We start from the raw sequence: 13,001 nt of genomic DNA, 5'->3' as shown, positions 1-13,001 counted from the left end.
CGCCACCCCTTCCCACGGGCGCGTTTCCCGCGATATCACCCGTTCGAGGGGTGGCGGGCTGCGCCGTGTCCCGTCCGCGTGTGGGATGGGAGCCACGTGCGGCGCGCCGTCGCCACCGCCTCCCCACCAGCCTCCCCGAGCCGACAGAGGAGCCGGCAGATGACCCTCTCCGAACGCGACGTGGCGGACGAGATCGAGCAGATGAAGGAGGACGCCCTGAAGCAGGTGGTCAGCGACGAGGACCGGGACGCCGGTCTGGCGGACGAGGAGTGGTGAGCGCGGGCCCGGCGCGGCCGGGCACCCCTCGCGCGGCGGCCGTCATCCGCGCCCGCCCGGCGGCCATCATTCGCGCCGCGCGGTGCGGCGGGGTAGACATGGAACATGGCCCGAATCCGGGGCCGCTCCTGGAGGCCGTCGGGTCGCCGGCCCGCCGGCTCGCGCGTGAGTGAACGGCGAGAGCGGCGGCGGCCGCGCGGGGCGTCGGCCGGGCGCTGGCGGGTGGCGAGCACCCGTAGCGTCGCCGGCCAGATGTTCGTGCTGCAGGTGCTCATCGTGCTGCTGCTCGTCGTGGCCGCGGTCGGCACCCTGCTCTTCCAGGCGCGGACCGACAGGTTCCAGGCGGCCCGCGACCGTTCGCTGGCCGCCGCCGAGGCGTTCGCGCACTCCCCCGGGCTGCCGGCCGCCATGGCGGGCCCCGACCCGTCGTCCGCCCTCCAGCCGCTGACCGAGGACGCCCGGCACCGCGGCGGCGTCGACTTCATCGTGGTCACCGACCGCAACGGCATCCGCTACACCCACCCGGACCCCTCCCGCATCGGCAAGCACTTCGTCGGCACCATCGAGCCGTCGCTGAAGGACGGCACGGTCACCATCGAGAGCGTGCACGGCCCGCTCGGCGAGGAGGTGCAGGCCGTGGTGCCGGTCCGCGACGGCCGGGGCCGGATCATCGGCGCGGTGTCCTCGGGCATCAAGGTCGCCGCGGTGAGCAGCGCCTTCGACCGGCAGCTGCCGTTCGTCCTCGGCGCGGGCGCGGTGGCGCTGGCCCTGGCGACCGCCGGGACGGCCCTGGTGAGCCGCCGGCTGCGGCGCCAGACGCACGGGCTGGGCCCGGAGGAGATGGCCCGGATGTACGAGCACCACGACGCGGTGCTGCACGCGGTCCGCGAAGGCGTGGTCATCGTCGGCGGGGACGGCCGGCTGCTGCTGGTCAACGACGAGGCGCGGCGGCTGCTCGGGCTGCCCCCGGACGTCGAGGGCCGGCACGTCCGCGACCTGGGCCTGGACCCGCGGACGGCCGGGCTGCTGGCCTCGCGCGAGGTCGTCTCGGACGAGGTGCTGCCCGTCGGGGACCGGCTGCTGGCGGTCAACAACCGGCCGACCGACCGCGGCGGCGGCCCGCCCGGCAGCGTCGCCACCCTCCGGGACTCCACCGAGCTGCGGGCGCTGGCCGGCCGCGCCGAGACGGCCCGCGGCCGGCTACGGCTGCTGTACGACGCGAGCGTGGCCATCGGCACCACCCTGGACGTCCGGCGGACGGCCGAGGAGCTCACCCAGGTGGCGTCGCCCCGGTTCAGCGACTACGCGACCGTCGACCTCGCCGAGCCCGTGCTGCACGGCGAGGAGCCCCGGATGGTGATGGGCGGCGAGGCCGCCGAGCTGCGCCGGGTGGCGCTCACCGGGCCGCGGGACGACCACCCGCTGTACCCGGCGGGCGACCTGGTCACCTTCGCCGGGCCCACCCCGCAGGCCACCGGCTTCGTCAGCGGGCGTCCCGTGCTCGTCTCGGACCTGGCGTCCTCGACCGGCTGGCGGACGCAGGACTACGAGCGCACCCAGGCCGTCCTGGAGTACGGCTTCCGGTCCATGATCACCGTGCCGTTGAAGGCGCGCGGTGTGCTGCTGGGCATCGCCAACTTCTGGCGTACGAGCGACAGCGGGCCCTTCGAGGAGGACGACCTGTCGCTGGCCGAGGAGCTGGCGGCACGCGCGGCCGTCTGCATCGACAACGCCCGCCGCTACACGCGCGAGCACGACATGGCCGTCGCCCTCCAGCACAGCCTGCTGCCGCGCGGGCTGCCCGAGCAGACGGCGCTCGACGTCTCCTTCCGCTACCTGCCGGCGCAGGCCGGGGTGGGCGGCGACTGGTTCGACGTCATCCCGCTGCCCGGCGCCCGGGTGGCGCTGGTGGTCGGGGACGTGGTCGGGCACGGGCTGCACGCCGCCGCCACCATGGGCCGGCTGCGCACCGCCGTCCTCAACTTCTCCGCCCTCGACCCGCCGCCGGACGAGCTCCTGGGGCACCTGGACGAACTCGTCGCCCGGATCGACCAGGAGGCGGCCGGGGACGCCGACGAACCGGCCATCGCGGGCGCCACCTGCCTGTACGCGGTCTACGACCCGGTCACGGGCGTCTGCTCGCTGGCCCGTGCCGGGCACCCGCTGCCCGCCCTCGTCACCCCGGACGGCACCGTGGAGTTCCCCGAGCTGCCGGCCGGCCCGCCGCTGGGCCTGGGCGGGCTGCCGTTCGAGGCGGCGGAGCTGCGGCTGACGGAGGGCAGCAGCCTGGTGCTGTACACGGACGGTCTGGTGGAGGACCGCAAGCGGGACATCGACGCCGGCCTCACCGTGCTCCGCGACACCCTGGCGGAGCAGCCCGGCAGGACCCCGCAGGAGACCTGCGAGGCGCTGCTGGACGCGCTGCTTCCGGCCCGGCAGAGCGACGACATCGCCCTGCTGGTGGCCCGCACCCGGATCCTGGAACGGGAGCGGATCGCCGAGTGGGAGCTGCCCTCCGACCCGGCGGTGGTGGGCCGCGCCCGCGCCGACGTGACCCGGCAGCTGACGCTGTGGGGCCTGGAGGAGGCGGTGTTCACCACCGAGCTGATCCTCAGCGAGCTGATCACCAACGCCATCCGGCACGCCTCCGGGCCGATCCGGGTGCGGCTGCTCCGCGACCGCACACTGATCTGCGAGGTCTCCGACACCAGCAGCACCTCGCCGCACCTGCGGTACGCGGCGGCCGAGGACGAGGGCGGCCGGGGGCTGTTCCTGGTGGCCCAGCTGGCCGACCGCTGGGGCACCCGGTACACGCCGGACGGCAAGGTCATCTGGGCGGAGCAGCCGCTCGGGTGAGGCGTGGGGGCCCGTGCCCGTACCGGCCCGCCGGGAGGCGGCCCATCGGACGACGGCCGCCGCCCGGCGGTCATCGCACGACGGTCATCGCACGACGGAAGGACCGAGGACCATGCCGGAGAGCCAGGAGAGCACAGCGCCGCCGCCCCCGGCCCCGGACTGGCGGATGTTCGACCCCGCACCGGTCGCCATGGCCGTCACCCGGGGGCCGCGGCACCGCCTGGTGTACATGAACGCCGTCTACCGCGAGCTGTTCGGCGACCGGCCGCTCGGCGTCCCCGTCACCGAGGCCTTCGCCGACCTGCGGCAGCGCGGCTACCTCGCCCTCTTCGACGACGTGCGGAACACCGGGGCGCCGGTGTCGCTGGCCGCCGCGCCGACCGAGGGCGCCTCGCGGGAGGACGGCGGGACGCGGTACTACACCTTCAGCCTGTCGGCCGTCGGCTCGTCGGAGGAGGAGCGCGGCGTACTGGTCGTGGCGATGGACGTCACCGAGCAGATCCGGGCGACCGAGCGGATCCGCCGGGTGTCGGAGGAACGGCTGCGCGCCCTCCGCCGGTTCGAGAACCTGGTGACCGCCAACACGCAGATGATGTGGGTGACCGCGGCCAAGGGCGGCACGATCGAGCCCAGTCCGGGCTGGGAGCGGGTGACCGGCCAGACCTGGGAGCAGTTCCGCGGGGACGGCTGGCTCGACGCGCTGCACCCGGAGGACCGGGAGCCGATGGAGGCGGCCTGGCAGCGGGCGCTGGAGGAGGTGCCGGACGAGTTCCGGTACGTGTACCGGCTGCGGACGGTCGACGGCACGTACCGCCACTTCGACGTGCGGGCGGTGCCGGTCCGCGAGGACGGCCGGGTCGTGGAGTGGGTGGGCACCTGTACGGACATCGAGGACCGGTGGCGGGAGGAGCGCCGCAAGGACGTGCTGGCGCGCGGCGCCGCCGTGCTGGCCGAGTCCACCAAGCCGCGGTCGGCCTTCGCCGCGCTCGGCGACGTCATCGTCCCGTCCCTCGCCGACAAGTGCGGCATCTACCTCTTCCGGGACCCCACCTACCAGTTGACGGTCGACGCCCCGCTGGTCGTGGAACGGATCGCGGCCCGCTCGCGGGAGGGCCTCCCCCCGCACCCCGCCCGGCTCGGCGAGGAACACATCGCGCCGGACAGCGCGTTCGCCCGCGCGGTCCGCGAACGGCGGGTGGTGCACGAGTCGTTCGACCCCGCGCACATCCCGCCCGGCACCGCCCCGCCGGACAGCATGGCGTGGCTGAGGGAGGTGGGCGCCCACAGCATGGTCGTTGTCCCGGTCGTCATCGACGGCGCGCTCGCCGCGATCGTCGACGCCTTCGCCTGCGGGGACCGCGACCCCATCGACGCGACCGACGAGGCGCTGCTCCGCGAACTCCTGGAACAGGCCCACGACCCGCTGCGCAACGTCATCGAGTTCCAGCGCACCCAGCGGGTGGCCCTGGCCCTCCAGCACAGCCTGCTGACCGAACCGCCGCGCTACGACGACCTGGTGATCACCGCCCGCTACCTGCCGAGCCCGGCGGCGGCGGACGTCGGCGGCGACTGGTTCGACTCGTTCGTCCTCGGGGACGGCGCTCCGGTGCTCGTCATCGGGGACGTGGCCGGGCACGACATCGAGGCCGCCGTGACCATGAGCCGGATGCGGAACATGCTGCGCAGCCTCGCCGCCGACCGGGAGGAGCCGCCCGGCGACATCATCCGGCGGCTGGATCGGGCCACCCAGGTCCTCGACCCGGAGGAGGGCACGGCCACCTGCGCGCTGGTCCGCATCGAACACGCGCCGGGCGGCGGCCGGCAGGCGCACTACTGCGTGGCGGGGCACCCGCCGCCGCTGGCGGTGGACCGCGACGGCGGCACCCGGTTCCTGGACGGCGCCACCTCGCCGCTGCTGGGCATGCCCGTCCCCGACGAGTGGCGGATCAGCGCGATCGAACCGCTGCCGCCCGGCGGCACACTGCTGCTCTACACGGACGGGCTGGTGGAGCGGCCGGACGAGGACATCGACGAGGGCCTCGCCCGCCTCGCCCGGACGGCGTCCGGGCTGGCCCGGGCGGATCTGAACGCGTTCTGCGACACGTTGCTGGCGGAGCCTTCCGTTACCGGGCAGGACGACATCTGCTTGATCGCGGTGCGGCTGCCGGAGGAGGGCTGAGGGCGCCTGCGGCGGGCTGGGTGCTCCTGTCCCGCCCCTTCGCCGATTCCTGGGGGCAAGCCCCCAGACCCCCCTTGTCCTCAATCGCCGGACGGGCTGGTTTTCCAGCCCGTCCGGCGATTGAGGACGAGCGGCGAAGCCGCGACAAGGGGGTCTGGGGCGCAGCCCCAGGAAACGGAGAAAGGGCGGGACCGGGGCACCAACCCGCCCCAGGCGGTACCCTTGCCGCCCCCTCCCGAACAGAGGCGCCCCTCCCGAACAGAGGCGACAAGCAGATGCTGCCCGAGATCACCGAGCACAAGTGCACCGGCTGCGGCAAAGCCGTGAAAGGCATCTTCGGCCGGTGGGCCTGCCCCGTCTGCAAGACCAGCTCCCCCTACCGGGAGCCGCCCGGCGCGTACGCCGCCGAGCTGCGCAACGGCGTGGCGCCGCGCCGCGACCCGCTGCGGCACCACGTGTGCGGCGAGGTGGCGTGCGTATGCCCCCGGCTGGGCCGTCGGAGCTGTTAGCGACCGGTCCGGGGCTCACTCCCGTCCCAGCAGGTACCGCGCGTAGGCGTCCGTCGTGAAGGAGGCGGGCAGTTCGTCCCGGAGGGCCGCGCGGACGAGGACGTCGCGGGCGTCGGCCCAGCGGGAGCCGGGGTCGCCGGCGGCGAGGGCGGAGCTCTCCTCGTCGAGCAGGCGGAGGACGCGGGCGCGCGGGACCGTTCCGTGGTGGAGCCACTGCCAGAGCTGGCAGCGGGCGAGTTCGGCGGAGCCCGCGTCCTCCAGCCGGCCCTGGTGGACGACGCGGCCGTCGCCGCGCAGCCAGCCGTCGAGGCAGCGGAGGGCGGTGCCGAGGGCGGCGCGGACGCCCTGTTCGGTGGGGCGGCCGCTGGTGCGGTGGACGGCGAGCAGGTCGGCGGCGGTGACGTGGACGTCCTCGCGGGTGCGTTCGAGCTGGTGGGGGCGGTCGCCGAGGACCGCGTCGAAGGCCGTGCGGCAGACGGGGACCAGTCCGGGGCAGGCGACCCGGGTGCCGTCGAAGCCGACCTCGGCCTCCCGTTCCGCGTCGAGCCGGATCCGGGCCAGGGCCGCCTCGTCGGCCTGCCGGTCGTGTCCGAGCACGGGGACGGCGCGGACGGCCGCGCCGCCGATGGCGTGGGCACCCCTGCGGTGGCAGGTGCGGACGAGGAGTTCGGCGCGGGCGCGGAGGAAGGGCGCCGTCGCGGTGATCTTGGCGCGGTCGGGGAGGAGGAGGTCGCGCCGGTGCGGGAAGGTCCGAACGACGCTGCTCAGATAGCCGGCGTGGTCGACGGCCAGCCCGGCCGCGTGCTCGCGGAGTTCGTAGAGGATCTCCTCCATCTCGAAGGCGGCGGTGACCGTTTCGACGGTGACGGTGGCGCGGATCGTGCCGCGCTCCAGGCCGAGCAGGTCCTCGGCGAGGACGAAGACGTCGTTCCAGAGCCGCGCCTCCAGGTGGTTCTCCACCTGCGGCAGCGAGAAGTACGGGCCGCGGCCCGCGGCCGTCTGGAGCCGGGCGCAGTGGAAGAGGTGGAGGCCGAGGTCGACGAGGGAGGCGGGGACCGGGCGGCCGTCGACGACCAGGTGCCGTTCGGTGAGGTGCCAGCCCCGGGGGCGGACGACGAGGGTGGGCCCGGCGGCCGGTCCCGGCCCGATCCGGCCCTCGCTCACCGCGCGCAGCGTCCGGTGGCCCTCCATGACGTTGTGCCAGGTGGGCGCGGTGGCGTCGGTGAAGTCCGCGGTCCACACCCGGGCGCCGGAGGCGGCGGCCTCGGCCGCGGTGGCGCGGTCCGGGGGGCCGGTGAGCTCGGTGCGGCGGTCGGTGAGCCCGGGGGCGGGCGGGGCGACGCGCCAGGAGCGGTCGGCGCGGACGGCCGAGGTGGCCGGGACGAAATCGAGGGCACCGCCGCGGGCCAGGAGCGCCGCCCTATGGCGGCGTTCGGCGAGGAGCGCGGAGCGGCGGTCGGCGAAGGCCGCGTCGAGGCGGGCGACGAAGGCGAGGGCGGCGGGGGTCAGGACGTCGTCGTACGGGGTGGTCCGGCCGCCGAGGACGCTCGGGGTGCGGGGGGCGTCAACGCGGCCGGAGAGGGCGGGAGTTGCCATGGCGGTCTCCTGGGGGTGATGTGAGCGGCCCGGGGCTGCCGGGGTGGCGCGGGTCGGACGGGTCGGGCGGAGGGCGGGACGGGCGGCGGGCCACGTCCGGTCCCGTCCGCCGCGCGTGCCGCCGGGATCGTCCGGCCGGGTCGGGAGGAGGCTGGGGGCTGGGGGTTCTGGAGGAACTGCCCTGGAGGCGCTACGGGGAAACCGCTCCGGCGGGAGCCGTTCCGTTCGGAACGGGTCCCGCCGGAGCGGCTGTCCGGCCGCCGGCTAGTGGAACTGCTCCTCTTCGGTGGAGCCAGTCAGGGCGGTGGTGGACGAGGCGGGGTTGACGGCCGTGGAGACCAGGTCGAAGTAGCCGGTGCCGACCTCGCGCTGGTGGCGGACGGCGGTGAAGCCGTCTGCCTGCGCGGCGAACTCCCGCTCCTGCAACTCCACGTACGCCGTCATGCCGTGGTCCGCGTAGCCGCGGGCGAGGTCGAACATCGCGTGGTTGAGGGAGTGGAACCCCGCCAGGGTGATGAACTGGAACCGGTAGCCCATCGCGCCCAGTTCCCGCTGGAACTCGGCTATCTCCTCGTCGTTGAGCGCGGCCTTCCAGTTGAAGGACGGCGAGCAGTTGTAGGCCAGCATCTTGTCCGGGTACTCGGCGTGGATCGCCTCCGCGAACTCCTTGGCCTGCGCCAGGTCCGGAGTGCCGGTCTCGACCCACAGCAGGTCGGCGTAGGGGGCGTAGGCGAGGCCGCGGGCGATGACGGGGGCCATGCCCGCCTCGACGCGGTAGAAGCCCTCGGCGGTGCGTTCGCCGGTGCAGAAGCGGGCGTCGCGCTCGTCGACGTCGCTGGTCAGGAGGTTGGCGGCGAGGGCGTCGGTGCGCGCGACGATCAGGGTGGGCACATCGGCGATGTCGGCCGCCAGACGGGCGGCGTTGAGGGTGCGCACGTGCTGTGCGGTGGGGACGAGGACCTTGCCGCCCAGGTGGCCGCACTTCTTCTCCGACGCCAGCTGGTCCTCGTAGTGGATGCCCGCCGCGCCGGCCGCGATCATCGCCTTGGTCAGCTCGAACGCGTTCAGCGGACCACCGAAACCGGCCTCCGCGTCCGCCACGATCGGCGCCAGCCAGTCCACCGAGGAATCCCCCTCGGCCGTGGCGATCTGATCGGCCCGCAGCAGCGCGTTGTTGATCCGCCGCACCACCTGCGGCACCGAGTTCGCCGGGTACAGACTCTGGTCCGGATACGTCTGCCCCGCCAGATTCGCGTCCGCCGCCACCTGCCAGCCCGACAGGTAGATCGCCCGCAGCCCCGCCCGCACCTGCTGCACCGCCTGCCCACCGGTCAACGCACCCAAGGCATGCACGTAGTCGCGCTCGTGCAGCTCCCGCCACAACCGCTCCGCACCACGACGGGCGAGAGTGTGCTCCTCACGCACACTGCCTGACAGCCGCACGACGTCCTCCGCCGAGTACGTCCGCTCCACCCCCTTCCAGCGCGGCTCCTCCGCCCACCGCCGCGCCAGCTCCCGGGCCGTTCCGACCCCCGCCGTACCCGCCTCGACCATGACCGTCTCCCGGTGTCGCCTCGAAGGTGCGTCCGATCCACCGGCGGGTCACGGGCGTTGGCCCGCCTTGACCCGCCGTCGTGCTTCCGAGCGATCGTGCGCGGCCCGTGTCCCGCTCAACCGCATGCCGAAGGGCACGCCAAAAGGGCGCGCTCGCCGGGTCGTCGGAGCGTCGGGCCGCACCATGACTGTGGCAGTGGCACTGAGTGCCATCAACCACGGCTTTCTGCCAATTTCCGATGAACCCTTCAGAACGCCCCGCCGGCCGGGCGGAGGCCCGGAAGTCCTCCCGCCCGGAGTCAAAGTGGCGTGGCGCAGCACCAGTTCCACCGTCCGTCCCGCCCGGTGAGGTCCGTGCGCGACAGCGGCGGGACGTCCAGCCGCCAGAAGGCGGCCGGCGGCAGGTCCAGCGCGCCGACCACGGCTGCGCGGACCACGGCGGGTCCTGCGACGACGAGCACCCGGCCGCCCTCTCCCGCCTGTGACGCCAGCCAGCCGGCGGTGCGGCTGAGCAGGGAGCGCAGCGGTTCTCCGCCGGGCGGGGCCGCGTCCGGGTCCGTCAGCCAGGCGGCGACCCCCGCGGGGTCGGCGGCCGCGACCTCCGCCAGCGTCCGCCCCCGCCACTCCCCCGGGTCCGGATCACCCAACTCCGGTGCTGGCACGGAGTGCACGCCCAGGGCGTCGGCCGTCGCCCGGCAGCGCCGCTCCGGGCCGGTGTACACCCGCCGGAAACCGCGCGATCCGGACAGACCGGCGAGATCGCCCGCCCGGGTACGAACCTCCCTCAACGCGGCCTCCTCCGGGGCGTCGTCGTCGAATCGCGCCTCCCGCAGGGCCGCCGTCCCCACCGGCGCGACCAGCGTCACCCGAACCGTCATCCCATCCGCCCTTCCCGTCCCTCCATCCCCACGCACCCGGCACGGCCAGGCATTTCGCGCCCGGCGGAGCGCGGGTGCGCCTCCCCGCGTCCATGGCGCGGGGATGGCTCAAACGGTACGGTCACGACGACACGACGACGGGGTGACGGAAGCCGGTGGGAATCCGGCACGGTCGCGCCACTGTGTTCCGGGGCGTCCGCTCGGCGCCCGGGGAGTCAGACCCGCCTCCCGTCGTCCGGCACCCGAGGAACGGGACGCGACACTCCCCAGGAGGTTCTGCCATGGCATCGTCCGCCTACACCCCGTCCGCCGCGGCCCCCGCCGTCACCCCCATCTCCCTCAAGGAGATCGCCCCTTGGGCGGTCCTCGTCGGCCTGCTCCTGCTCGCCCTCCTCTACTTCGTCGGCGCGGAACAGGGCGCCACCTCGCTGATATCCGGCGAGAACGTGCACGAGTGGGTCCACGACGGCCGTCACCTGCTCGGCTTCCCGTGCCACTGACCGGCGGGAGGACGCGCACCGTGGCTCCCGTGCCCGTCCGGGCGCTGCTCGTCCGCGGGCTGCTCGCCGGGCTCGGCGCGGGACTGCTCGCCCTGGTCGTGGCCTATCTTCTGGGCGAGCCTCATATGGACGCGGCCATCGCCTTCGAGAAGGCCCACGAGCAGGGGCACGGCGGCGAGCCGGTCGGCCGTACCCTGCAGTCGACGGCCGGTCTGGCCACCGCGGTCCTGGTCTACGGCGTGGCGCTGGGCGGCATCGCCGCGCTGGCGTTCTGCGTGGCGCTGGGCCGGGTCGGCCGGTTCGGCCCGCGGGCCACGGCCGCGCTGGTCGCCGGCGGCGCCCTGCTGGCCCTCTACGTCGTCCCGTTCCTCAAGTACCCCGCCAATCCGCCCTCGGTGGGCGATCCGGACACCATCGACCGGCGGACGGCGCTGTACTTCCTGATGATCGTGCTCAGTGTGCTGCTGAGCGTCGGCGCGGTCGTCCTCTGCCGGGCGCTGCTGCCGCGGCTGGGCGGCTGGAACGCGGCGGTGGCCGCCGGTGCCGCGCTGTTCGTCGCCGTCGGGCTGGCGTACGCGTTCCTGCCCCCGGTCGACGAGGTTCCGGACGGCTTCCCCGCCGATGTGCTGTGGCGGTTCCGGCTGGCCTCCCTCGCCGTCCAGGGCACGCTCTGGGCCGGGTTCGGGCTGCTCTTCGGGCGGTCGGCCGAACGGCTGCTGCTCCCCGGGCCATCCGGCCCCGGCCGCTCACCGCCCCCTGATCGCGGGGCGCCGTCCGCGTGGCCGCCACCACGCGGACGGCGCCCCGTTCGCTTTCCCTCCCGCTTTTCCTCCGTTACGGCTGGTTCTTCGGTGACGGGCGGGGCAGGATGTGCCGGAAGGTACGCGCCGAAGGGGGGGCCGCGCGGGCGCACGGGGGGAGCCGGACCGCCACCGGGCCGCCGTTCGCCGTCCCGCCCGGACCTCCGGAGCCTGGAAGGAACGAGCGAGAGCATGCACCCGACCCCGCCCCCGGCCCACGGGCTGCCCGGAGCCGCCCGATGACCGCCGACGACCACGTCCTCCTGCGGACCGACGGCCACGCCGGCCGGATCACCCTCGACCGGCCCCGGGCCCTCAACGCCCTCACCCACCCCATGGTCCGCCGGATCGACGCGGCCCTCGCCGCCTGGGAGCGGGACCCGGCCGTCCGCACGGTCGTCCTCGACGGCGCCGGCGAGCGCGGCCTCTGCGCCGGCGGCGACATCCGTGCCATCCACGACGACGTGCGCGCGGGCGGCGGCGCCGCGTCGTCGGCGTTCTGGCGGGACGAGTACCGGCTCAACGCCCGCATCGCCCGCTGCCCCAAGCCGTATGTCGCCCTCATGGACGGCATCGTGATGGGCGGCGGCGTCGGGGTGTCGGCGCACGGGAGCGTGCGGATCGTCACCGAGCGCTCCCGGGTGGCCATGCCGGAGACCGGCATCGGCTTCGTCCCGGACGTCGGCGGCACGTTCCTGCTGTCGCGCGCGCCCGGCGGAATCGGCACCCACCTCGGCCTCACCGGGACCGCGATCGGCGCCGCCGACGCCCTGCTGTGCGGGCTCGCCGACCACTTCGTACCGGCGGAGTCGCTGCCCGCCCTGGCGGCCGAACTCGCGACGGACCCGGCCGACGAGGTCGTGGCCCGTCATGCCCGCCCGGCCCCGCCCGGCCGGCTCGCCGCCGACCGGGAGTGGATCGACGCCTGTTACGCCGCGCCGACCGTCGAGGAGATCGTCGAACGGCTGCTGAGCCATGGCGCGCCGGCCGCCAAGGAGGCCGCCGACACCCTCCTCGGCCGCTCCCCCACCTCCCTCAAGGTCACGCTGGCCGCCCTGCGTTCGGCCCGCGGCCTCGGCTCGCTGGAGGCGGTGCTGGAACAGGAGTTCCGGGTCTCGTGCGCGGCGCTGACCGCGCCCGACCTCGTCGAGGGCATCCGCGCCCAGGTCGTCGACAAGGACCGCACCCCGCGCTGGAACCCCGCGCGGCTCACCGATGTGACGGAGGAGGACGTGGCCCGGTTCTTCGCCCCCGACGCCGCGTTCGGCGCGGACCGGCCCCTCTTCGGGCCGGGCGCCCCGGGCGAGCGTCCCTCGATGGGGTGACGGCGCGTCACGCCCCTTACCCTCCCCCGGACGAGCGGCGACCCTGACGTCAAGGCCCCCGCCGGGCGCCGGCGCCCGGCGGGGCCGCGAGGGAGGGAGGCCCCTCATGACCGTGACCGGGACCCTGCGGAACGCGGCCCGGGCGGCGCTTGCCGCCTGTGCCGCGCTCGCCCTGGTGGGCGCGGCGCCCACGGAGGCGAGTGCGGCGACCGGCAGATTCGAGTACGCCGGTACGGACGGGGTGAACAGCGTCATCATCAACCCGCCGGACGGCCCGTGCATCGTCCTCGCCAAGGCGGCGGTCAGCGCCGGCAACTACACGGACACCGACGCCGACCTCTATGAAGGGCAGGCGTGCGGCGGGGCCCCGGAGCCGCTGCCCGCGGGCACGGGCAAGACCTGGGGCGTGTTCCGGCCCGGCAGCGTACGGTTCGGCTGACCCTGCCGGGACCAGGGCCGGGGCCCTGCGGGAACCGGTGAACCCGCCCTTCCGCCCGCCGCGGAGCGCTACCGTGGACGGCACGGGGG

9 protein-coding genes and 1 pseudogene are annotated in these 13,001 nt (G+C 75.0%); 7 read left to right on the top strand and 3 right to left on the bottom strand.

Annotated features, from left to right (window positions below; all coding sequences use genetic code 11):
• The first annotated feature begins 528 nt into the window (after positions 1-528).
• The 3 genes from ACQEVS_RS29000 to ACQEVS_RS28990 all read left to right on the top strand — a co-directional run bounded on the left by ACQEVS_RS29000 (position 529) and on the right by ACQEVS_RS28990 (position 5,820).
• On the top strand, positions 529-3,132 hold the full coding sequence (locus ACQEVS_RS29000; protein WP_433025248.1) for a SpoIIE family protein phosphatase: 2,604 nt from the start codon (positions 529-531) through the stop codon (positions 3,130-3,132).
• A gap of 112 nt (positions 3,133-3,244) precedes the next feature.
• Positions 3,245-5,311 carry a SpoIIE family protein phosphatase gene (locus ACQEVS_RS28995; RefSeq protein WP_433025245.1) on the top strand — a complete coding sequence of 689 codons (2,067 nt, stop codon included), beginning with the start codon at positions 3,245-3,247 and terminating at the stop codon, positions 5,309-5,311.
• Between the two features lie 275 nt (positions 5,312-5,586).
• Complete coding sequence (locus tag ACQEVS_RS28990; RefSeq protein WP_433025242.1) at positions 5,587-5,820, top strand: hypothetical protein; 234 nt, start codon at positions 5,587-5,589, stop codon at positions 5,818-5,820.
• A gap of 15 nt (positions 5,821-5,835) precedes the next feature.
• On the opposite strand, the gene ACQEVS_RS28985 is transcribed toward ACQEVS_RS28990, so the two are convergent.
• From ACQEVS_RS28985 to ACQEVS_RS28975, 3 genes are all read right to left on the bottom strand, one after another.
• The gene (locus tag ACQEVS_RS28985; protein WP_433025239.1) at positions 5,836-7,416 is read right to left on the bottom strand and encodes a malate synthase; all 1,581 of its coding nucleotides are present in this window, start codon (positions 7,414-7,416) and stop codon (positions 5,836-5,838) included.
• A gap of 264 nt (positions 7,417-7,680) precedes the next feature.
• Positions 7,681-8,970: an isocitrate lyase gene (gene aceA / locus ACQEVS_RS28980; RefSeq protein WP_433025236.1), complete on the bottom strand. Its 1,290-nt coding sequence runs from the start codon at positions 8,968-8,970 to the stop codon at positions 7,681-7,683.
• Between the two features lie 299 nt (positions 8,971-9,269).
• Positions 9,270-9,848: a histidine phosphatase family protein gene (locus tag ACQEVS_RS28975; protein ID WP_433025233.1), complete on the bottom strand. Its 579-nt coding sequence runs from the start codon at positions 9,846-9,848 to the stop codon at positions 9,270-9,272.
• Positions 9,849-10,129: 281 nt separating this feature from the next.
• Here ACQEVS_RS28975 and ACQEVS_RS28970 point away from each other — a divergent pair, with 281 nt between their 5' ends.
• From ACQEVS_RS28970 to ACQEVS_RS28955, 4 genes and pseudogenes are all read left to right on the top strand, one after another.
• The gene (locus tag ACQEVS_RS28970) at positions 10,130-10,348 is read left to right on the top strand and encodes a CbtB domain-containing protein (RefSeq protein ID WP_433025230.1); all 219 of its coding nucleotides are present in this window, start codon (positions 10,130-10,132) and stop codon (positions 10,346-10,348) included.
• 20 nt (positions 10,349-10,368) lie between these two features.
• Positions 10,369-11,103 (top strand): annotated as a pseudogene (locus ACQEVS_RS28965) (CbtA family protein); the annotation flags it as partial.
• Positions 11,104-11,387: 284 nt separating this feature from the next.
• Positions 11,388-12,473, top strand: a complete 1,086-nt coding sequence (locus ACQEVS_RS28960; protein ID WP_433025227.1) for an enoyl-CoA hydratase/isomerase family protein — start codon at positions 11,388-11,390, stop codon at positions 12,471-12,473.
• Positions 12,474-12,579: 106 nt separating this feature from the next.
• Positions 12,580-12,912 carry a hypothetical protein gene (locus ACQEVS_RS28955; RefSeq protein WP_433025224.1) on the top strand — a complete coding sequence of 111 codons (333 nt, stop codon included), beginning with the start codon at positions 12,580-12,582 and terminating at the stop codon, positions 12,910-12,912.
• Positions 12,913-13,001: the final 89 nt, after the last annotated feature.

The organism is Streptomyces sp. CA-181903, assembly GCF_050937075.1.
Classification (GTDB): domain Bacteria; phylum Actinomycetota; class Actinomycetes; order Streptomycetales; family Streptomycetaceae; genus Streptomyces.
This window is presented reverse-complemented; position numbering and strand designations above follow the sequence as displayed.